This window comes from Acinetobacter sp. CAU_H_S139_7, from assembly GCF_058599305.1.
In genome coordinates this window covers 945154-965942 of sequence record NZ_CM178651.1, presented here as the reverse complement: position 1 = coordinate 965942, position 20789 = coordinate 945154, and the positions used below count along the sequence as shown (strand labels likewise).

Sequence of the window (20789 nt, the reverse complement as noted above, 5' to 3'; positions counted from 1 at the left end):
CCTAGTGCGTACATCCGTACAATAGTTATCTACGGATGTGTTTACGCCGTTTGTTCTGACCTTTGGCATTTAACCTAAAACACAGCGCTATAGTGCATGCATTATGTGACACTATTTTTACAGTATGAATAAACTAAGTTTTCACCTTTTGCTGTGCTCGTGGATGCGTCTGATCATACACTTGAGCCAGTCTGTCAAAATCGACATGGGTATAAATTTGGGTGGTGCTTAAGTTACTGTGTCCTAACATTTCCTGCACTGCACGCAAGTCACCACTGTTTGACAGCATGTGACTAGCAAAACAATGGCGCAGTAAGTGCGGATGCAGATCAATATTTACACCTGCACGCTGTGCTTGAAACTTAACCCGATTTTCAATCTGGCGCATCCCCAAAGGATTGCCCTTTTGAGTAATAAAAACTTGTGCATCGGGCACAAAATCACCATTCCATAGCGGATAAATGCTCAGCCATTTCATTACCGCATCTTTGGCTTTAGAACCAAAAGGCACAACCCGAGTTTTATTCCCCTTACCTGTAATACGTAATAACTGTCGGTTAAAGTCGATATCTTTAATTCTTAAGCCCTGCACTTCCGCTAAGCGTAATCCACTGGCATAAAGCAGCTCAAGCAAAGCTTTGTCTCGATACCACATTTGCTGTTCGACTTCTTTCTCAGGCAAGGCCTGATCCAAAATTTGATTGATGGTTTCAATATCCACTAGACCTGGTAAAGGGCGAGGTTTACGTTTAAGTTGAAAGTCATCGGCAGGATTAAAAGCCAAGTGTTGCCCCTGCTCAGCCCATTTCATAAACTGACGAATAGAGGACAACATCCGCTGTAAACTACTAGAGCTCAACTGTTGATATTCAACTTTTTGCGCAATAAATTCGCGTAAATCAGTGGCTTCAACATCGCCCAACTCAAGCTTTTTCTGTTTGCAAAATAGCAGAAAATCAGACACATCTCGTTCATAGGCCTGCAAAGTATGGGCAGATTGATTTTGTATTTCTCGTTGTTTTAACCACATCGCGAGCAGTTGCATCGGCTCAAAAGTCACAAGTCAGCCTCTATAGTTCTATTCTGTGGAAGATTGATTTTCTTTTGCATAGTAGCACTGTCTCAGCTCTTTATATGCCTATTTCATTTTTCATAAAAAAAGCACTGATGAATCAGTGCTTCTTGTGTGACGCTAAACTTAGTTTTGATAGTAACTCAGATCGATACGTCCTTCGTAGACATTTGAAGTTGGTCCCGTCATCCAAACCACTTCACCTTCACGCCATTCGATATGCAACTTACCACCTGCGAGCTCAATCTCAACAGATGAATCGAGTAAACCACGGCGCATACCTGAAATCGCAGCCGCACAAGCTCCAGTTCCACAGGCCAAGGTTTCGCCTACTCCACGTTCAAACACACGTAAGCGCGCATGCTTTTCATCAATGATTTGCATAAACCCAGCATTCACACGCTGTGGAAAACGCTCATGCGATTCAACCTGAGGCCCTAGACGCGCAACATCAGCTGTAATTACATCAGGAACGATAGTAACTGCATGAGGGTTACCCATATTCACCACATCAATGGTCAATTGCTCATTGTTCGTCAAAGCAATGTCATACAAAGCTTCTGGTGCATCCGCAATAAATGGAATTTCCTGTGGTAAGAATTTTGGATAGCCCATATTCACGCGTACCCAGCCATTTTGACCGAGTTCGGGTTCTACAATCCCTGCCTTGGTTTGCACTTTAATCTTGGTCTTTGTCGTGAGCTGACGCTCATGTACAAAACGCGCAAAGCAGCGCACGCCATTACCACATTGTTCAACTTCAGAACCATCAGCATTAAAAATACGGTATTTGAAATCGACATTGGGTAAATCGGGTGGCTCAACAATCAATAACTGATCAAAACCGATGCCGAAATGACGATCCGCCAAGCGCTGAATCGTAACAGTATCAAGGAATGCTCTTTGGCTGATTAAATCAACCACCATAAAGTCATTGCCTAGACCATGCATTTTGGTAAATTCTAATAACATCTTGAATTATCCTTCAGGCAATAAACGTTCTTTGTCCCAAAGCGACTCAATGGTTTCACGCTCACGAATCAAATGTGCGTTTTCACCATCCACCATCACTTCAGCGGCACGACCGCGACTGTTATAATTAGAACTCATGACAAAACCATAAGCGCCAGCACCCAATACAGCCAGTACGTCATTTTCTTTGAGTGCAAGCACACGCTCTTTCCCTAAGAAATCACCTGTTTCACAAATCGCACCAACCACATCCCACTCTTTTTCCTCGACATCTGAACGCGGTGTAACGGGCTGAATATCCATCCATGCTTCATACAGTGCAGGACGAATCAAGTCGTTCATGGCTGCATCAATAATCGCAAAGTTACGGTGAATAGTCGGTTTGAGTAAATCAACTTTGGTCAGGAGTACCCCTGCATTTGCCGAAATACTACGTCCCGGTTCCATATACACTTTCAAGCCCAATTTTTCTAAAGCGGGCTTCATTGCATTGGCATATTCAAAAACGGTAGGCGGCACTTCATCTTTATAGGTCACGCCTAAACCACCACCAATATCGATGTGTTTCAACTGAATACCCATGGTTTTCAGCTGATCGATCATCACAATCACACGATCTAGCGCATCCACAAAAGGCTGTGTTTCGGTCAACTGGGAACCAATATGACAGTCAATCCCAATAATGTCTAAATTCGGCAGCGTTGCAGCATATTGATAGGTTTCAAAAACTGTATCTGACGGAATCCCAAATTTATTTTCTTTCAGCCCTGTTGAAATATAAGGATGCGTTTTCGCATCTACATCTGGATTGACACGCAATGAAATGGGTGCTTTTTTGCCGAGCTTCGCTGCAACTTTTTGAATCCGATCCAGCTCTGCATGAGACTCGACATTGAAGCATGCAATACCCACTTCTAATGCTTTTTGAACATCGATCTCAGTTTTACCTAAACCCGAAAAGACAATTTTAGAAGCATCGCCACCCGCTTTTAGTACACGAGCCAGTTCTCCGCCGGTCACAATATCAAAACCCGCACCGAGCTTCGCAAGGACATTCAATACCGCAATGTTTGAGTTTGACTTAACCGCAAAACAAATTTGATGATCGATAAAGTCAAAAGCACGATCCATCTCTGTAAAGTGTTTTTCAAAAGTCGCTTTTGAATAAACATACAGTGGTGTACCAAATTGCTGCGCAAGCTGTTGCAGCGAGCATTGCTCAGCGTGCAAAACCCCATGATTGCGGGTAAAACTCATGAATGTATCCTTTCTATGAAGCGTTTAAGGTATTAAGGCTGATTGGTTTCAACTGAAGGTGCAGCAAACTCTTGCTTCACGGGCGCTGTATCTTCCTTTTGTGCAGACGGCTTAGATGCTGCGTCTTTATAAAGCAAATATTTCGCTCGCTTGTCGTAGTTTGGATCATTTGGCATATGTAATGTACCAGACTGACCACAACCGACGAATGCAGTACTCATCACCAAGACACTGATGCAGCAAATGACAGAACGCATCTGATCACCTATTTGATATTTTGAAGAAGTATAACCTGATCAACATGCATGACCAAACCACTAAGCGCTAAAGATTATAGTGAGTTAAAAAAAAACGCCAGTTAAAGACTGGCGTTTTTTTAAATGGTATCGATTATTTATGTTTCGGTTTGTAGAAACCAAAATAACCAATAATCAAAATGATGAACCAAATTGGACTCACCATTAAAGCTTTCATGGTATCTGCTTCTAGTGATAACACATAGATCACGCCAATGAAGAAAACGATCACAAACCAACAGGTAAATAGACCACCTGGTAGTTTAAAGGTCGATTTTGCATGTAACTCTGGACGTGTTTTGTAATACACAATGTAGCTCCAGATAATCATAATCCAGACGCAGATAAACAAGATCGTCGACAGTGTGGTTGCTAAAGTAAAGGCTTCAACGGTATTCGGTACAAAGTACTGCAGTGCAGCACCTAACAGTAAACAAATTGCTGAAAAGTACAATGCATTTGCAGGAACAGCACGCTTGTTTAAATGCCCAAATGCTTTTGGCCCTTGATCTTCACGAGACAAACCAAACAACATACGCGACGTTGAAAACACACCACTATTCATTGATGACATCACAGAAGACAATACCACCAAGTTCATGATGATTGCTGCTGCTGCAATACCCGCTTGACTGAACAAGTTCACAAAAGGCGATACCGCTGGATCAATCACGTTCCATGGTGTCACAGACATTACAATCACTAAAGACAGCACATAGAAAACAATGATACGAATTGGAATCGAGTTCACCGCTTTAGGCAAATTCTTTTCTGGGTCTTTGGTTTCAGCAGCCGTGGTACCGACCAGCTCTACACCTACAAAGGCAAAGATCGCAATTTGGAAACCCGCAAGGAAGCCTGTCACACCTGTTGGGAACATTCCTCCATGTGACCAAAGATGACTAAATGATGCAATTTCACCCGTCGTTGAAGTGAACCCTGTAAAGATCATCCATAGACCAACGGCAATCAACACCACAATGGCAATAATCTTAATCAGTGCAAACCAGAACTCTAACTCACCAAACAGTTTCACCGTGACCAAGTTCAAGCCCATGATGAACACAATGGCCGCAACACTGATCATCACCCCTTCCCCAGGTGTGAACGGCATCCCTCCATTAAAGAACTGAAGGTAATAAATAATGGCTGATAAGTCCGCGATACCAATCGTGATCCAACATAACCAATAGGTCCAACCAACGAAATAGCCTGCCCACGGCCCAATCAAATCGGTAGAGAAATCGATAAACGATTTGTACTTTAAGTTAGACAGCAGTAATTCGCCAAGCGCACGCATGACTAAAAACACCATAAAACCAATAATCATGTAAATGATTAAAATAGATGGCCCAGCGAGACTAATCGTCTTCCCCGACCCCATAAATAAACCTGTACCAATCGCACCGCCAATCGCAATGAGTTGTAAATGGCGGTTGGATAAACTCCGTTTTAAATCGCCTTGTTCAGAGGTCGATTCTGTATTTTCTAAACTCATTCTTGATGTCGTCTTTTATTTCCAGTCGCCAAAATTACCCGAAAAGAACAAAAAATAAAAATAAAATTGTATTAATCTATATTTTCAACATCTTTTGAAAAGTTAATTAATTTTTCTTATATTTAATACGACAAAGGACACGTGAAAGTTCCTGTTGAAAAAATCAGCAAAACACTTGTCAAAAATAAATTTCCGTGTAACAAATACAACAAGACTAAAAATCAATAAAAAATCGTGCAGGAAGCATGACTGTGGCATATCAATTGCTTAATAAAACTCAAAATTTTTCTAGAAATTTCAAGTTTTAAAACATAGAGGACTAAAAGAAAAATGAATACACAAAGTTTACAAACTTTTATGGAAACTATCAGTGGTTTGGTCTGGGGACCCTATATGTTGGTCCTCATTGTCGGAACAGGGATATTCCTCACATTACGCTTATTTTTCTGGCAAATCCGCATGTTGCCTCTTGCCTTTAAACAAGTCTTTGGCAAACATAACCAAGCACATTCCCATGCCGGAGATATCTCCCACTTTGCATCACTCATGACAGCGCTCTCTGCCACCATTGGTACGGGTAATATCGCTGGTGTTGCAACCGCTTGTGTCCTTGGTGGCCCAGGTGCGGTGTTTTGGATGTGGATGACAGCACTGTTCGGTATGGCAACCAAATATGGTGAAGGCGTACTGGCAGTTAAATACCGAATCAAAAATGAAAAAGGTGAAATGTCTGGCGGTCCAATGTACTACATTGAACGCGGCCTAAAATGGAAGTGGTTGGCACTGATTTTTGCACTATTTGGCACCTTGGCATCTTTTGGGATTGGCAGTTCAGTGCAATCCAACACAGTTGCCCTTGCTGTTGAAAACAGTACGGGAGTTGCAACATGGATCACAGGTATCGTCATTACGGTATTCTCCGCTTTGGTTATTTTAGGCGGGATTAAATCGATTTCTAAAGCTGCTTCTTTCATCGTGCCGATTATGGCGATTGGCTATGTCCTCGGTGGCCTCATTATTATCTTCAACCATCTTGAACTCGTCATGCCTGCACTTGAACTGATCTTCCGTGATGCCTTTACTGGTGAAGCGGTAGCAGGTGGCGCAATTGGTGCTGTCATTCGTTACGGTGTCGCTCGTGGCGTCTTCTCAAATGAAGCTGGGATGGGTTCAGCACCCATTGCTGCCGCTGCTGCAAAAACCGACCACCCTGCACGTCAAGGCTTAGTCTCAATGACAGGTACGTTTATCGATACCATTATCGTTTGTAGTATTACAGGGATCGTTTTGGTCATGGGCTTCATCATGGCGGGCAATAGTTTTGGTGGCGAAACAGGCGCGGTATTAACTACCCATACTTTTAACCAATTACTGCCGGGTGTCGGAGGCTGGATCGTGACTTTTGGTATTGTGTTCTTCGCTTACTCCACCATTTTAGGTTGGTGCTATTACGGCGAAAAATGCTGTACTTATTTACTCGGTGAAAAGTATGTTCTGTTGTACCGTCTCATTTACATCGCATCAGTCTTTATTGGTTGCGTGGCATCTCTTGATTTAGTCTGGCTATTTGCCGACACCTTTAATGGTTTAATGGCGGTTCCAAACTTAATTGCCTTGTTATTGCTGTCGACGGTGATTGTGAAAGAGTCACGTGATTTTGTCGAAAAGCGTAAATCAGGTGAGTTGTACTAAGGTTATTTTCAACGCACATTTTTAAAATCTTCAATCGTTAAGCTACCTTCGGGTGGCTTTTTGATTCAGAGCATTCATTTCAAATCCAATCCTCTGTATGCTGTTGAACCATCGAATACTCCAAATAGTGCATCAAATAAAGCATGGCAAAAGCAAAAAGTGTTTACCGCTGTGAACAATGTGGCGCTGACCATTCAAAATGGGCGGGTCAATGTTCTGAATGTGGAGAATGGAATAGTCTGGTTGAAGTCAATATTGCACCAGCAGTCACACATCGTGCGCAGCCCAAAATGGGTGGCGGCTATGCAGGTCAAGCTGCTGCTATTAGCACCTTAAATCAAATTTCAGTTTCACATGAGACTCGATTGGCTACAGGAATTGGTGAGTTTGATCGTGTGCTTGGCGGTGGTCTCGTCACGGGCTCTGTGGTACTGATTGGTGGTGATCCGGGTATCGGGAAATCGACCATTTTATTGCAAACGGCAACGCATATGGCCGCGGCCAACAGTGCGGCATTGTATGTCACAGGTGAAGAATCACTCTCTCAAGTGGCTTTACGTGCAAATCGTCTTGATCTGCCTACAGATAAACTCAAAGTCATGGCAGAAACCTGTGTTGAGCGGATATGTGAAATGCTTGCCCACGAGCGTCCCGCCGTGGCAATTTTAGATTCCATTCAAACCCTATATACCGAAACACTCCAGTCAGCGCCGGGCGGCGTTTCTCAAATTCGCGAATCTGCTGCTTTACTAACACGTTTTGCTAAAAATAGTGGCACAGCCTTGTTCATTGTCGGACACGTCACCAAGGAAGGTGCACTGGCTGGTCCACGTGTGCTTGAACATATGGTGGACTGTGTTCTGTACTTTGAAGGTCAGTCCGACTCACGTTATCGGATGATTCGAGCTGTTAAAAACCGTTTTGGTGCAGTCAATGAACTCGGGGTTTTTGGCATGACCGATAAAGGCTTAAGAGAAGTAGCGAATCCTTCAGCCATTTTCCTAAGTCGTTATGATGAAGCCATTGCAGGCTCAATCGTGATGATCAGCCGTGAAGGCACACGTCCTCTGTTGGTTGAGGTTCAAGCTTTAGTTGATGATGCACACGGTCAACCGCGCCGAGTCGCCTTAGGTTTAGAACAAAACCGTTTAAATATGCTCTTGGCGGTAATGCATCGCCATGGTGGCGTGCAAACATCTGGACAAGATGTCTATGTCAACGTTGTCGGTGGTTTAAAAATCACGGAAACAGGCTCTGACTTGGCCGTCCTATTGGCCTGTGCCTCTAGCCTGCGAGGTAAAGCACTACCACAACAATTGGCTGTTTTTGGCGAGGTAGGACTCTCTGGAGAAATTCGCCCAGTCCCCAATGGACAGGAACGCTTAAAAGAAGCCATTAAACATGGTTTTAAATACATTATTCTACCGCGAGGCAACGCACCGCAAAAAGACATTGCTGGGGTGAAGGTCATCGCTGTGGCGCGCTTACATGAGGCACTCACTGAAGCCATGAGCTTATGTGACGAACTCAACTAAGCTAAATTCCATTCAATTGGATTTCTCATAAAATAAACACGTTTTTTATTGAAATTTAGGATGAAAGACTGCATAAAGGTAGAGTTAAAATTTATTATTTATAGAGTAGGAAAATTTGATGGAAGTTCGACAGCGTGGTTTGATTGCTGGTTTTTTAACAGCGGCTCTTTTAGTTGCACCCTTAGCCGCAGAAGCTAAACGTGCAGGTGGTGGTAAAAGCCACGGCATGAGCCGTCAAGCTGCACCAACTCAGTCTTATCAACAACCTCGTCAAGCAACTCCAGCTCAACAACCTACCGCGCCCGCTACAGCTCCAGCTAAATCTGGTCCAGGCGTCGGTGGTATGGTTGCGGCTGGTGTAGCGGGTGCTGCAATTGGTGCTGTAGCTGCAAATGCATTGGCAGATGATAACTCTGCTTCTCAAGCGCAAGCACAGGAAGAAAAAGGCGGTATTCCGAGCTGGATTTGGATCCTTCTTGCCGCTGCTGTTGCCTTCTTCATTTTCCGTAAAATGGGCGCAAAAAAAAAAGTAGCACCTAATCCATACGCGCCAAACAATGGTTCAACTCAAGCACCGTTTGGCCAACAAGCTGCACCACGTACATCAAATGACAACAGTAACATTTTTGGTCAGTCTGTAGGTGGTTCAGCTGCTACACCACAAAACAATGCACCTTTTGGCGCTGCCTATACCAATAGTGGTAGTCAGCTGCCAGACGGTACAGAACCTGCGGCTTTCTTACGTATTGCTCGTCAACGTTTCAATCATATTCAGTCGATGAACACGGCAAGTAACATTTCTGAAATTCAGCGTTACTTAACACCTGATCTTTACCAGTCTATGTATCAAGACATTATGGCAAACCAAGATCAAGATGTAGCTGAGTTTTCAAACCTTAATGCGATGGTTGCGGACTCTGCGACAGAAAATGGTCAATACGTGGTTAGCGTACGTTTTACTGGTACAGTAAGTGAAGACCTCAACAGCTTACCGCAACCTTTTGCTGAAGTTTGGCACTTTGTAAAACCAGCGGGTTCTACCCAAGACTGGCTCGTTGCGGGTATCCAACAAGAAGCGTAATTTCCAGATATATAAAAACAGCGACTTCGGTTGCTGTTTTTTTGTGCTTATAAATCCACCTGTCGATTCAACCTAGCCATCAACGACTCGCTTAAACAAAAACACCATTTAAAACGATAACAGCAATGGTTGTCCTAAAAGTTACGCTCAACATTTCCTGTAACATCTATGTTAAATAAGAAGCGTAATGAAAGGCTGTACAATGCATCCTCAATCACACGCCTTCTTTTAGCTTAGACCTACACTTCCACTCCACATAAGTTAATCGCGTTATTCATGCTTGATGCGAATGGGCAAGATCTAAAAATAAGTGAGCTTTGATTTTCGACTAAAACTGAGATCATCATTTACCAATCTTAGGCATTTAAAATGCACAAGGTTTTCTACTGATCATGCTCTGCATTTAATATTCACACTGTAAATCATCTACTCATAAAAAATGCCTCTATATAAGAGGCATTTTTATTTACGTTTTTAGTCTTATTCAGGTAATGGGATAAATTGAGAGTCCTGATTTTGCTCTTTTCTTTCCCCAACAACCACAGCAACATCTAAAGGTTTACCATCGCGCTCAAGTGAAATCTGAATGGTGCTATTTGGCGGTTGTAAAGCCACAAAATTAATCAAATGTGAGGTTGAAGTAATCACTTCATCATTCACTTTCACAATCTTGTCGCCTTTCATTAAACCAGCTTTTGCAGCAGGTCCCGTTTTCAACACATCCGCGACAACCACACCTGGCCCTTTAGGCTCTAAGATATTGACTTGTTCAACAGGCAATAAACTGATACCTAGCCAACCACGTACCACACGACCATCTTTAAGAATGGAGTTCAGTACTTGCTGACAAATTCTTGCAGGAATGGCAAAACCAATACCTAAAGACCCACCTGACTGAGAGAAAATCGCCGTATTCACTCCAATCAAATTCCCCGCGACATCAATCAAAGCACCACCAGAATTACCTGGGTTAATCGCAGCATCGGTTTGAATGAAGTCTTCATAAGTATTAATACCTAGGTCAGAGCGTCCTGTAGCAGAGACAATACCTTGCGTAACCGTTTGACCTACACCAAATGGGTTGCCAATGGCCAAAACTACATCACCCACTTCGTTGCCACTTAGCTTAAAAGGTAAAACAGGCAGGTTCGCCAGCTCAATTTTAATCACAGCCAAATCGGTATCGGGGTCGGCACCAATCACTTTTGCCACTGCACGACGGCCATCTTGTAATGCCACAACAATTTGATCGGCTTGAGCAATCACATGATTATTCGTCAAAATATAACCATCAGGGCGAACAATCACACCTGAACCCAAACTGTTTTCATTTTTATTTTGGCTAAACTGATCTGGAATTTGATTGCCAAAAAATTCACGGAACGCAGGATCATTGAGTAATGGATGGTCAAGTTGTTTGACTTTTTGCGTGGTAAAAATATTCACTACTGCTGGCGCAGCCACTTTCACGGCGGCACTATAAGAAACCACCCCACCGGTACGCGTGGTGTTAATTAAAGGCTCAACCTTTTCAGCAGGCATCTTAATACCATCCGACGCCACAGGCGCTTTTGGCTTTTGATACTGCTGCCAAGCAAAAAATCCAGCAATGACTAAAATGAGTAATACCCAAGGTAACCAGGAAAAGGTCCTGCGCACGATTTCACCCTCTAAAATGTTTTAATTCATTGATGACTAAGTAATTTATGCCTATTGTAAAGCGAAATTCAAGCCGAAACACAAAAATAAGCAAGAGTTTTGTCATGCTTTAGTTACAATAAACAATAGGTTCCGATGTAATCAATTTAAAAGAGTTTTTAAGTCGATATGGCAAAATTACAAGACATTATTCAGTGGTGTGATCAAACCCTCAAATCACCTGAGTTTAAGGACTATGCACCGAATGGCCTTCAAATTGAAGGTAAGACCGAAGTACGTAAAATTTTAGCTGCGGTGACAGCATCGCAAGATGCCATAGATGCCGCGATCCGAGAAAATGCGGATCTTTTACTAGTGCATCATGGTTATTTTTGGAAAGGTGAAGCCTATCCCATCACAGGTATGCGCGGTAAACGGATCAAGAGTCTGATTCAACATGACATTTCTTTGTTGGCATATCACCTCCCCCTCGACAGCCATCCGAGTCTTGGAAATAATGCAGCTATTGCAGATTTGCTCGAACTAGAACGTATTGAGGCGCTTGACCCATCTGAGCGTCATCCTATTGGCAATATTGGTTATTTAAACCAGCCTATGCCTGTGGAAGAGTTTAAAAAGTTTGTGTCTGAGAAATTAAAGTTTGATGTCACCCATCTTCCTGCGGACAAGACCATGATTGAAAAAGTCGGTTTTTGTACCGGTGGTGCACAAGATTTTATTGTAAAAGCCGCAGAACAAGGATGTGATGCCTATATTTCAGGCGAAGTCAGTGAACGTACCTTCTATGAAGCTAAAGAATTAGGCGTACATTATTTTGCTTGCGGACATCATGCGACTGAACGCTATGGCGTGCAGCGATTAGGTCAAGCCATTTCAGAACAATTTAATATTGAATATGTTTATTTCGAGTTAAACAACCCAATCTAAGCAATCACTGGGATGAGACCTCTTTCATCCCAGTCCTTTCAATGCGCTTACATCGCATGGCATCCGACATTACCTCCATTTAAGCAAATTATTACTTTCTAAAATATTATTCCTAGTCTTTCATCTTTTTAAATCAAAACATAGCATCAGTTCAAAAACGCTTTGCATTTGATCTTTGTTATACATACTGAACTTCCAACCCAATATGAACAATAAAACTTGTTATCTTCTACCTTAAAATTGCAAATAATAAACATATTGATTCTCATTAACTTTTAAGTAGATAATGAAACTGCTTTAAAAAATCCCAATAAAACAATTTTGATGATTAAAGGAATCAAACACATGGCTTATTCTTTACCCGCTCTTCCATATGCCTATGATGCACTCGAACCCAATATTGATGCGAAAACGATGGAAATTCACCACAGTAAACATCATCAAACCTACATCAATAACATTAATGGCGCGATTGCAGGCACAGAATGGGAGAAACTGTCTGTGGAAGATTTGGTTGCCAAAGTCAATGAAGTCCCTACTGATCTTAAAAATATGGTGATCAATAATGCAGGTGGTCATGCCAACCACTCACTGTTTTGGACGGTCATGAGTCCACAAGGTGGTGGCCAACCGACTGGAGCTGTGGCAAAGGCTATTGATGAGCAACTCGGTAGTTTTGATGCTTTTAAAGATGCATTTACCAAAGCCGCGATTAGCCGTTTTGGCAGTGGTTGGGCATGGCTGAGCGTGACACCTGAGCACCAGCTGATTGTTGAAAGCAGTGCAAATCAGGATTCCCCACTGATGCACGGTCATACCCCTATTCTCGGTTTAGATGTATGGGAACATGCGTATTATCTAAAATACCAAAACCGCCGTCCTGAATATATTAATGCCTTTTATAATGTGGTCGATTGGGATGAAGTAAATCGACGTTACCATACTGCGTTACAAGCTAAAAATTAATCAACCACCTCAATCCATCTAGAGCTTAGAGTCTTTTAAAATGAATATATTCTGTACGAAAGGCTCTAACGATATCTTGTGTATCGTATATGTCTCCTTGCGAAGTTTTTTGCATATTTTGTGTATTAAAAGACTGCCCTATTGTCTATAGAATCATTTACAATAAATGCACTTAAAGTAAAACCCAGCAAATCTGCAAGGAATGAAACATGACAACCATTACTTTACCTGCACTTCCATATGGCTACGAAGATCTTGCTCCGCACATCAGCAAAGAAACTTTAGAATTCCACCACGACAAACACCATAATACTTATGTTGTTAACCTAAACAACCTAATCAAGGGTACTGACCTTGAAGGCAAAACTTTAGAAGAAATCATCACAGCTTCTGCTGGTGATGCAGCTAAAGCAGGTATCTTCAATAACGCAGCACAAGTTTGGAACCACACATTCTACTGGAACTGTATGGCTAAAAACGGTGGTGGTAAAGCAACAGGTGCTTTAGCTGCTAAAATTGATGAAGCGTTCGGTTCTTACGAAAAATTCGCTGAAGAATTTGCTGCTGCTGCAACAACTCAATTCGGTTCAGGTTGGGCTTGGTTAGTTGCTGACGAAGTAAATGGCAACCTTTCTATTCTTAAAACTTCAAATGCAGACACTCCACTTGCACACGGTAAAGTTGCAGTGTTAACCATTGACGTTTGGGAACATGCTTACTACATCGACTTCCGTAATGCGCGTCCTGTTTACATCAAAACTTTCCTTGAAAGCCTTGTAAACTGGGATTATGCAAACGCGAAATTTGCAGGTCAAGCTGCTGGCGTTGAAAAATAAGATTCGTCTTGTTTAAAAAACCGCTCTTTTTGAGCGGTTTTTTTGTTTTTGCTGTCTAAACGCATATTTATAAAGCAAACAATTCATTTCTCAATATTTTTTGCTTGACCCATTTTCCTTTCCTCCCTAAAATGCGCATCAGATTCTCCAATAGCTCAGTCGGTAGAGCGACGGACTGTTAATCCGCAGGTCCCTGGTTCGAGCCCAGGTTGGAGAGCCACTATTCTTCCATAGCTCAGTCGGTAGAGCGACGGACTGTTAATCCGCAGGTCCCTGGTTCGAGCCCAGGTGGAAGAGCCAAGATTCTAAAAAGCCCAAGCATCGTGACTTGGGCTTTTTTATCGCTCATTGTTCTGATCCACAAACCTATACCATTCTGGTATACAGTTATGACATATCAAATTGTTTATAAAAAAAACATTTAATCTAAAATTCGACTTTTTTTAGCATTGTAACTTGACCGATGTGTAAATTTCTCTATACTGCATTTCAGATTCTCCAATAGCTCAGTCGGTAGAGCGACGGACTGTTAATCCGCAGGTCCCTGGTTCGAGCCCAGGTTGGAGAGCCAAATTTTAAAAAGCCCAAGCATTATGACTTGGGCTTTTTTCTATCCATATAGATGATATTCACCTAATAAGTAAAACCAAAATCACTCCAAAGCAGCTCTCCATACAGGCCCTCCTCATCTTGACTCCCCCAAAACATCTTCATGAAAAGTGTGTGGCTGAATCAAATCGCACCAATAAAAGCTAAACCGTTTATTTTTAAATCATTTAAAGCAAATTATATAAAAATATCAGGCCAAAGACTTGACCCTTTGAGCTTTGCCACATAGAATGCGTGCAGATTCTCCAATAGCTCAGTCGGTAGAGCGACGGACTGTTAATCCGCAGGTCCCTGGTTCGAGCCCAGGTTGGAGAGCCAAAATTCTAAAAACCCACTCCATTTGAGTGGGTTTTTTCTTTGCACAAGAAAATATAGTGTTCGATCTTAGTCAAATCATCTTTTTTATCATCGGCTGCCTCGCCACTATTACGTTAGTGATGATGGTCTACCCTGACCTGTTTCGCCGTAAACAAAAGTTTTATGCCAAACACGTCATTACGCCGTTTGAACGTAAAATGTTTATTCGCTTAAAAGAAGCCTTTCCACGCCATCATGTTCTAGCTCAAGTTTCATTTAGTTCGCTGATTACCAGTAATCACTATAAAATACGGGCCAAATTTAACCGTAAAGTCACCGACTTCGTTTTATTAAATGAGCAATTAGAGGTTATCGTCATTATTGAACTTGACGACCCCTCACACTTCGGCAAAGAACAAGAAGATGCAGAACGTGATGCCATGCTCAATGAAGCAGGTTACATCGTTCTGCGTTTTACTGAAATTCCAAGCATTCGCCAACTGCACAAACACATTGGTATCACACCTGCAATGCGTGCTTGAATTATTTTGAAACCGCGCTGCTCGCTTCCTGCTGTGTGAGTTGCTTTTCGGCAGCCAACTTTTCTTGAATGCGCTGCTGTTGTTCTTCCTTAATACGCTGATATTCCGCTTGGTTTTTTGCATCGCTTTTTACCGCTAAAAAAGCAATCCCTAAAATAAGCAATGGAATCACAATACCAAGACTCGCCAAAAACATCACTTTCGGCGTTAGTTTTTTAGTTGATTTCGTCATAGCCAGCCTATTCCCAATATCTAGATTTTGATGGGCCAATACTATAACAAAAAAAGAGCCTCAATCATGAGGCTCTGTCTTCAGTATAAATATTTAATTTAATGCCAGTTAGGGTGCTATGCCTGTACAGTTGACGTTCTGGCTCGCATCCTTTTGCGCATCAGTTAACACAATACCCGTACCCGCAGCCATATGGGTCTGAATAAAGTCTACAGCCTCCGCATTCCGACAAACTATGGCTTGGGTATGAGATGCACCTATAACTGGATCAAGTGTCACATTTGGTGAACCCAATGTTTTCAAGTTTGCAACCAAAGCTTGGGTGATTGGATAGGGTACATTTGTATCTGCTGTGCCTTGTATTACATAAACTGGTTTATCAATTCGTTTAGTACCTGGCTGACTACTGATTAAGAAGTTTTTTACGGTTTCATTGGTCGCAAACACACTAGTATCTAAACCAGGATAATCCATGACTTTTTTATCAGGATTTTCAGTCATAAACTGAATAATATCGTCTTTAAACTTATTAATTAGACTTAAACTTGGGTCATTATCATTGTCTAAACACAGACCATTATCCCCTGTTGAACCTTCTGCAAACTCAGCCAAAGATTTGGCACGTGATTGGAAAATATCTTGATAACTAAATCGCGGCTCATAAGCTTTAATACCCACCCCTGTTAACGCTGCATAAGCCAATAAAGTTGCATAAGTATCCACTGATGTTCGATATGCTAGAGGGACATTAGCTGCCGTTTCACGTGCTTCGATGTCTGCCAATGCAGCAGGCGCAACTTCAAGAATAATTTTACCCAAACTCGAAGCTGGTGCACCTGCCACAGCACCTTTATAGGTTGCATCTGTATTTGCATATTCTGCGGTCGCTAATGAGGCATGCCCACCTTGAGATTGCCCCACAGACATCCACGCACCATTCAATTGCTTACCATAATGATCTTTTGCTGCTTGTACAGCAGAAAGCGCTGACTTCGCAGCACTAGATAAGTTTAAATATGGATGAATCCCTGGCGTGCCCAAACCTTCATAATCTGGTGCAACAACCACATAACCAGCAGCTAGTAGACTGTCTGCTAAAATTTTAAAGCGTGGATGAATCACATTTTTACTTGGTGCACAATCATCTCCACCTCCGACCGTGCTATGCTCCCAAACCACTACACGATAACCATCTGTAGGTGGTGCTACTTTAGGGAACATCACCAGCGCCGTTGCTTTAGCGGTCTGACCTTGAACATTTTCCATGTTATACATCATTACCTTAATAGAAGCTGCAGTGGTTAATGTGTCTTCTGAATAGGCACTTTCAGAAACATAGGTCTGTTTTTGATTTGAAGCGGGCGAATCATCATCGTCATTACAAGCAGTTAAAGACAGCATTGAAACGGCAACTGTAAGGGCTAATGCTATTTTCGAGCGTTTCATAAAATATCCTTTTATTCGTTGTTTTTTTAAGCATGAAACTACATGCCGTTTTATTAAGACATAAAAAAAGCACCCTGTATAAGACGCTTTTCAACCAAACAATCACTTTAAATAATTAATTCTAAAAAGATTCCAGTAAAAATAATGAATCCCACCCAACGATTGTGACGGAATGCCCAAAAACAACGCTGTGGATCTCTGTCTTTGGTTTTTGACCATTGATAAATAAAATCAGCCACGACTACCAGCAATGCGATTAAACCCAATGGCATCAATAAATTTTCAAGGTAAAGCGCCGCACCGATTAAAACGACACTCATCGCCTGTAAAAGTGCAATGATTTGAATATCAAAACGACCAAACAAAATGGCTGTCGACTTCACCCCAATTTTTAAATCATATTCCCGGTCGGTAATCGCATATTGAGTATCGTACGCCACAGTCCAAGTCAGATTGCCAAAATACAGCAACCAACAGGTTAAATCTAATGGCTTACCCATGGCCGTAAATGACATCGGAATTCCCCACGAAAAAGCCATGCCTAAAACAACCTGAGGCAAATGGGTATAGCGCTTCATGAAAGGATATATAAATGCGAGAAAAAGCCCACCTAAAGCACAATAAAACGTTTCAATCGGTAGAAACAACAACATACAAGCACTAGCAAAGACTAGAGCTAGAAACACATAAATGGCTTCTTTGGCCGTGATAATCCCTGTTGCTAAAGGCCTCGTTTTCGTGCGCTCTACATGCGCATCGACTTTACGATCAGCAAAATCATTAATTGCACACCCAGCCGCACGCATAAATATCGTGCCAAGTACCATCGGAATCAGAATACCAATTGGCGGTATACCCTCTGCTGCAATCCATAGTGCCCACATGGTAGGCCAGAATACCAATTCTGTGCCAACAGGCTTATCAAAACGACATAAATAATAATAGGCTTCTAAACGTTCACGCCAAGTAATTTGATGCGCAGTTGTCATGACTGTCCTTCAGATGCTGAATTCTGCTTTTGCAAAAATTGCTCAAAACTCGCTAAAAAAGTTTCTTGAACAATAAACTTGCAGCCGTGCCAAGTATAACAGCTCTGTCTAGTCCAGCCATCTTCTAGCCAAATCACACGACGTTCACATGCTGGATTGGTGCGCTGAAACAAGAACCAGCCAATCGGTTTTTTACCAATATGTTTAAAAAGCCGTGCGCGGCCTTGCAAACTTAAGATCGGGAAAATGCTTTTGGCTTTAACCCAAGGCTCTGCATCACTGCCATATAAAAAACTTTCTCGCACCCATGACGTATGCTGAAACGGCATGCCCATCCATTTTGCATCGATAAACTGAAGACGCTGAAAATGTTCTTTGGTCGGTTGAACCCTAAACGCCCCATCAGCCAAATCCGTCAGTTGCTGAGTAAGTGAACCTGAAGCATATAACCATGTTTTCAGTTCAGCTGGAATCTGCTGCATAAGCCTACCTGTACCATTGATTTACTGTGCGCTTAAACGCTTTTTGAGTTATGAAGAATGTATTCAATTGTAAAATAAAAATTTATCAATTATCTGTTTTTGCAATGGTTTCAAATTTACCTTGCGGAGTTTTCACCAAAATAAAACCTTCAGCACTCAAATAAAAACTTTGAGGATAATCATAATCCAGTGCCAACTCCGGGCTTTTCAATGCAACAAATTCTGCATGCTTATAACCTTCAGGGGTGCGACCAACTTCGATATAAGTCACCATCGAAAAATTTAGCTTAAAACCTTTATCGTGATCTTTAGGGTCAATCCAAGGATAAAAACTGGTGTGCTTCTTACGCTGTGCCATTGCTCTCATCAATTTTTTTCAAGTTAAACAGATGATACAAAAAAACCCGCGACTAGCGCGGGTTTTTTGCAGTGAAATTCAGTTCAGAATTACAAGCTGTAGTACATATCAAATTCAACTGGGTGAGTTGTCGTGTTCAAGCGACGCACTTCTTCAGTTTTAAGTTCGATATATGCATCAAGCATTTCTTTAGTGAATACACCACCTTTAAGAAGGAACTCATGATCCGCTTGAAGCGCTTCAAGTGCCATATCTAGGCTGTGCGCAACTGTAGGGATTTTCGCTTCTTCTTCAGGAGGAAGGTCGTATAAGTTTTTGTCAGCTGCTTCACCTGGGTGAATCTTGTTTTGAATACCATCAAGACCCGCCATTAACAATGCAGCGAAACCTAAGTACGGGTTCATCATTGGATCTGGGAAGCGAGCTTCGATACGTTTGCCTTTAGGGCTAGAAACGTAAGGAATACGGATAGAAGCAGAACGGTTACGTGCTGAGTAAGCCAACATAATCGGCGCTTCGAAGTGTGGAACTAAACGCTTATACGAGTTTGTAGATGGGTTCGTAATTGCGTTCAATGCACGAGCGTGTTTAATTACACCACCGATGAAGTAAAGCGCCATTTCTGAAAGACCAGCGTATTCATCACCAGCAAACAAGTTCTTGCCATCTTTAGAGATTGACATATGAACGTGCATACCAGAACCGTTATCACCAACCATTGGCTTAGGCATGAAAGTCGCAGTTTTTGCATATTGGTGCGCAACGTTCCAAACAGCATATTTGAACTGTTGTACTTCGTCAGCTTTACGAACCATTGTGTTGAAGCTCACACCAATTTCTAATTGGCAAGATGCAACTTCGTGGTGGTGTACTTCTACACGACCTGGGCCCATGATGTCTTCAATACGCGCACACATATCAGCACGCATGTCATGTGAAGAGTCAACTGGTGGAACTGGGAAGTAACCACCTTTAACACGTGGACGGTGACCAGAGTTTCCGCCTTCATAGTCTTTGTTTGTTGACCAAGCAGCTTCTTCAGCAATCAATGTATGGCGCGCGCCAGACATATCAATTTCCCATTTTACTTCGTCAAATACGAAGAATTCTGGTTCTGGACCAAAGAATGCAGTATCACCAATACCTGTCGATTTTAGGTATTCTTCAGCACGGCGAGCAATCGAACGCGGGTCACGGTCATAACCTTGACCTGTTGATGGCTCAATAACGTCACAAGTAACAACTACTGTCGGCTCAGCGAAGAACGGGTCGATAAAACCAGTTGCAGCATCTGGGCGTAAGATCATGTCAGATGCTTCAATGCCTTTCCAACCAGCAATAGAAGAACCATCAAACATTTTACCGTCTTCAAAAGTATCTTCGTCGATAGTATCTGCTGGGTAAGTTACGTGTTGTTCTTTACCCTTAGTATCCGTAAAACGGAAATCGACCCATTTTGCGCCACTTTCTTGGATGAGTTGTAGGACCTTGTTCGCCATGCTCATTTTGCTCCGATGAATTTTTGTTGCACTCTTTAGTGCGTGTTAGTAGTTGGTTGTTCTAAAGCAATTACCGTACCAACTTTAAAAAGCTTAGCTAAAATGTTGAATTCATTATCAGAATAACAGTTTTAAGCTGTTTGCTTTGGCTCTATTATACTGAGCTAAAAAGTAAATGCACCATATTCAAGCATGCTTCTTCACATTTAATCTAAAAGATTTTGAGTGTGGATCATAATGGTGCATTTTTAAATTTAACTGTGCAATTTCCACACATTTTTTATAAATTAGAGTGCTGTTTAAGCTGTTATTTTCGCCTTGATTTGACTTCCACACCTCATATCACGGCGAGCGATATACCTGAAATCAAATATAAGTAGCACAATTAACTGTTTTTATTTGATTTTTAAAAAAGTAAAAACCTCTCCTTTCAAACTAAATCTAAAGCCAATATCTCAGATGTGAGCAAGCAAAAAAATATGCTCTGTTTTGGTGACATTAGGGGAATTTTTGGCTCACTGCATTAAGAGATATTCTTTTATAT

Annotated in this window: 19 protein-coding genes and 4 tRNA genes; 11 read left to right on the top strand and 12 right to left on the bottom strand. The window is 41.9% G+C overall.

Annotated elements, in window-relative coordinates; all coding sequences use genetic code 11:
* Positions 1 to 133 precede the first annotated feature (133 nt).
* The 5 genes from AC4MC0_RS04755 to AC4MC0_RS04735 all read right to left on the bottom strand — a co-directional run bounded on the left by AC4MC0_RS04755 (position 134) and on the right by AC4MC0_RS04735 (position 5095).
* Positions 134 to 1045 (bottom strand): tyrosine recombinase XerC, encoded by a 912-nt coding sequence (locus AC4MC0_RS04755; protein ID WP_335998516.1) that lies wholly within the window; start codon positions 1043 to 1045, stop codon positions 134 to 136.
* 153 nt (positions 1046 to 1198) lie between these two features.
* Complete coding sequence (dapF, locus tag AC4MC0_RS04750; protein ID WP_004982574.1) at positions 1199 to 2044, bottom strand: diaminopimelate epimerase; 846 nt, start codon at positions 2042 to 2044, stop codon at positions 1199 to 1201.
* 6 nt (positions 2045 to 2050) lie between these two features.
* Entirely contained in the window at positions 2051 to 3301 is a 1251-nt protein-coding gene (gene lysA / locus AC4MC0_RS04745; RefSeq protein WP_279734476.1) for a diaminopimelate decarboxylase, read from the bottom strand.
* Between the two features lie 32 nt (positions 3302 to 3333).
* Positions 3334 to 3558 (bottom strand): hypothetical protein, encoded by a 225-nt coding sequence (locus AC4MC0_RS04740; RefSeq protein ID WP_004982578.1) that lies wholly within the window; start codon positions 3556 to 3558, stop codon positions 3334 to 3336.
* Between the two features lie 133 nt (positions 3559 to 3691).
* Positions 3692 to 5095 carry an amino acid permease gene (locus tag AC4MC0_RS04735; protein ID WP_004695775.1) on the bottom strand — a complete coding sequence of 468 codons (1404 nt, stop codon included), beginning with the start codon at positions 5093 to 5095 and terminating at the stop codon, positions 3692 to 3694.
* 330 nt (positions 5096 to 5425) lie between these two features.
* On the opposite strand from AC4MC0_RS04735, the gene AC4MC0_RS04730 reads away from it, so the two are divergent.
* The 3 genes from AC4MC0_RS04730 (at position 5426) to AC4MC0_RS04720 (ending at position 9403) form a co-directional block, all read left to right on the top strand.
* Positions 5426 to 6787: an alanine/glycine:cation symporter family protein gene (locus AC4MC0_RS04730; protein WP_335998498.1), complete on the top strand. Its 1362-nt coding sequence runs from the start codon at positions 5426 to 5428 to the stop codon at positions 6785 to 6787.
* 143 nt (positions 6788 to 6930) lie between these two features.
* Positions 6931 to 8322, top strand: a complete 1392-nt coding sequence (gene radA / locus AC4MC0_RS04725) for a DNA repair protein RadA (RefSeq protein ID WP_491887299.1) — start codon at positions 6931 to 6933, stop codon at positions 8320 to 8322.
* Between the two features lie 118 nt (positions 8323 to 8440).
* On the top strand, positions 8441 to 9403 hold the full coding sequence (locus AC4MC0_RS04720; RefSeq protein ID WP_004695769.1) for a Tim44 domain-containing protein: 963 nt from the start codon (positions 8441 to 8443) through the stop codon (positions 9401 to 9403).
* A gap of 480 nt (positions 9404 to 9883) precedes the next feature.
* Here AC4MC0_RS04720 and AC4MC0_RS04715 read toward each other — a convergent pair whose 3' ends face one another.
* A complete protein-coding gene (locus tag AC4MC0_RS04715; RefSeq protein ID WP_335998499.1) occupies positions 9884 to 11062 on the bottom strand; it encodes a S1C family serine protease in 1179 nt (392 codons plus the stop codon).
* Between the two features lie 168 nt (positions 11063 to 11230).
* Here AC4MC0_RS04715 and AC4MC0_RS04710 point away from each other — a divergent pair, with 168 nt between their 5' ends.
* The 8 genes from AC4MC0_RS04710 to AC4MC0_RS04675 all read left to right on the top strand — a co-directional run bounded on the left by AC4MC0_RS04710 (position 11231) and on the right by AC4MC0_RS04675 (position 15239).
* Positions 11231 to 11989, top strand: a complete 759-nt coding sequence (locus AC4MC0_RS04710; protein ID WP_078388626.1) for a Nif3-like dinuclear metal center hexameric protein — start codon at positions 11231 to 11233, stop codon at positions 11987 to 11989.
* Between the two features lie 345 nt (positions 11990 to 12334).
* The gene (locus AC4MC0_RS04705) at positions 12335 to 12955 is read left to right on the top strand and encodes a superoxide dismutase (protein ID WP_335998500.1); all 621 of its coding nucleotides are present in this window, start codon (positions 12335 to 12337) and stop codon (positions 12953 to 12955) included.
* Positions 12956 to 13164: 209 nt separating this feature from the next.
* Entirely contained in the window at positions 13165 to 13791 is a 627-nt protein-coding gene (gene sodB, locus AC4MC0_RS04700) for a superoxide dismutase SodB (RefSeq protein WP_004982600.1), read from the top strand.
* 144 nt (positions 13792 to 13935) lie between these two features.
* Positions 13936 to 14011, top strand: a tRNA-Asn gene (locus tag AC4MC0_RS04695).
* A 4-nt stretch (positions 14012 to 14015) separates the two neighbouring features.
* A tRNA-Asn gene (locus AC4MC0_RS04690) sits at positions 14016 to 14091 on the top strand.
* A gap of 195 nt (positions 14092 to 14286) precedes the next feature.
* Positions 14287 to 14362: transfer RNA gene (locus tag AC4MC0_RS04685), tRNA-Asn, on the top strand.
* Between the two features lie 280 nt (positions 14363 to 14642).
* Positions 14643 to 14718 (top strand) — tRNA-Asn (locus tag AC4MC0_RS04680).
* Positions 14719 to 14774: 56 nt separating this feature from the next.
* Positions 14775 to 15239, top strand: a complete 465-nt coding sequence (locus AC4MC0_RS04675; RefSeq protein ID WP_178928168.1) for a DUF2726 domain-containing protein — start codon at positions 14775 to 14777, stop codon at positions 15237 to 15239.
* A 1-nt stretch (position 15240) separates the two neighbouring features.
* Here AC4MC0_RS04675 and AC4MC0_RS04670 read toward each other — a convergent pair whose 3' ends face one another.
* The 6 genes from AC4MC0_RS04670 to glnA form a co-directional block, all read right to left on the bottom strand.
* Entirely contained in the window at positions 15241 to 15471 is a 231-nt protein-coding gene (locus AC4MC0_RS04670; RefSeq protein WP_178928167.1) for a hypothetical protein, read from the bottom strand.
* Between the two features lie 108 nt (positions 15472 to 15579).
* Positions 15580 to 16917, bottom strand: coding sequence for an alpha/beta hydrolase family protein (locus tag AC4MC0_RS04665; RefSeq protein WP_335998501.1), 1338 nt, complete (start codon positions 16915 to 16917; stop codon positions 15580 to 15582).
* A 107-nt stretch (positions 16918 to 17024) separates the two neighbouring features.
* Complete coding sequence (gene ubiA, locus AC4MC0_RS04660) at positions 17025 to 17906, bottom strand: 4-hydroxybenzoate octaprenyltransferase (RefSeq protein WP_335998502.1); 882 nt, start codon at positions 17904 to 17906, stop codon at positions 17025 to 17027.
* Complete coding sequence (locus AC4MC0_RS04655) at positions 17903 to 18388, bottom strand: chorismate--pyruvate lyase family protein (RefSeq protein WP_010327240.1); 486 nt, start codon at positions 18386 to 18388, stop codon at positions 17903 to 17905. The genes ubiA and AC4MC0_RS04655 overlap by 4 nt, the downstream gene beginning before the upstream one ends.
* 85 nt (positions 18389 to 18473) lie before the next feature.
* The gene (locus AC4MC0_RS04650) at positions 18474 to 18746 is read right to left on the bottom strand and encodes a hypothetical protein (protein WP_491887298.1); all 273 of its coding nucleotides are present in this window, start codon (positions 18744 to 18746) and stop codon (positions 18474 to 18476) included.
* A gap of 89 nt (positions 18747 to 18835) precedes the next feature.
* Positions 18836 to 20251: a type I glutamate--ammonia ligase gene (gene glnA, locus AC4MC0_RS04645; protein ID WP_005400480.1), complete on the bottom strand. Its 1416-nt coding sequence runs from the start codon at positions 20249 to 20251 to the stop codon at positions 18836 to 18838.
* Between the last annotated feature and the right edge of the window lie 538 nt (positions 20252 to 20789).

What these genes read in the sequence shown, in the direction of transcription:
- AC4MC0_RS04755 (WP_335998516.1), bottom strand. Translation starts at nt 1,045, where the DNA reads ATGCAACTGCTCGCGATGTGGTTAAAACAACGAGAAATACAAAATCAA.
- dapF (WP_004982574.1), bottom strand. Translation starts at nt 2,044, where the DNA reads ATGTTATTAGAATTTACCAAAATGCATGGTCTAGGCAATGACTTTATG.
- lysA (WP_279734476.1), bottom strand. Translation starts at nt 3,301, where the DNA reads ATGAGTTTTACCCGCAATCATGGGGTTTTGCACGCTGAGCAATGCTCG.
- AC4MC0_RS04740 (WP_004982578.1), bottom strand. Translation starts at nt 3,558, where the DNA reads ATGCGTTCTGTCATTTGCTGCATCAGTGTCTTGGTGATGAGTACTGCA.
- AC4MC0_RS04735 (WP_004695775.1), bottom strand. Translation starts at nt 5,095, where the DNA reads ATGAGTTTAGAAAATACAGAATCGACCTCTGAACAAGGCGATTTAAAA.
- AC4MC0_RS04730 (WP_335998498.1), top strand. Translation starts at nt 5,426, where the DNA reads ATGAATACACAAAGTTTACAAACTTTTATGGAAACTATCAGTGGTTTG.
- radA (WP_491887299.1), top strand. Translation starts at nt 6,931, where the DNA reads ATGGCAAAAGCAAAAAGTGTTTACCGCTGTGAACAATGTGGCGCTGAC.
- AC4MC0_RS04720 (WP_004695769.1), top strand. Translation starts at nt 8,441, where the DNA reads ATGGAAGTTCGACAGCGTGGTTTGATTGCTGGTTTTTTAACAGCGGCT.
- AC4MC0_RS04710 (WP_078388626.1), top strand. Translation starts at nt 11,231, where the DNA reads ATGGCAAAATTACAAGACATTATTCAGTGGTGTGATCAAACCCTCAAA.
- AC4MC0_RS04705 (WP_335998500.1), top strand. Translation starts at nt 12,335, where the DNA reads ATGGCTTATTCTTTACCCGCTCTTCCATATGCCTATGATGCACTCGAA.
- sodB (WP_004982600.1), top strand. Translation starts at nt 13,165, where the DNA reads ATGACAACCATTACTTTACCTGCACTTCCATATGGCTACGAAGATCTT.
- AC4MC0_RS04670 (WP_178928167.1), bottom strand. Translation starts at nt 15,471, where the DNA reads ATGACGAAATCAACTAAAAAACTAACGCCGAAAGTGATGTTTTTGGCG.
- AC4MC0_RS04665 (WP_335998501.1), bottom strand. Translation starts at nt 16,917, where the DNA reads ATGAAACGCTCGAAAATAGCATTAGCCCTTACAGTTGCCGTTTCAATG.
- ubiA (WP_335998502.1), bottom strand. Translation starts at nt 17,906, where the DNA reads ATGACAACTGCGCATCAAATTACTTGGCGTGAACGTTTAGAAGCCTAT.
- AC4MC0_RS04655 (WP_010327240.1), bottom strand. Translation starts at nt 18,388, where the DNA reads ATGCAGCAGATTCCAGCTGAACTGAAAACATGGTTATATGCTTCAGGT.
- AC4MC0_RS04650 (WP_491887298.1), bottom strand. Translation starts at nt 18,746, where the DNA reads ATGGCACAGCGTAAGAAGCACACCAGTTTTTATCCTTGGATTGACCCT.
- glnA (WP_005400480.1), bottom strand. Translation starts at nt 20,251, where the DNA reads ATGAGCATGGCGAACAAGGTCCTACAACTCATCCAAGAAAGTGGCGCA.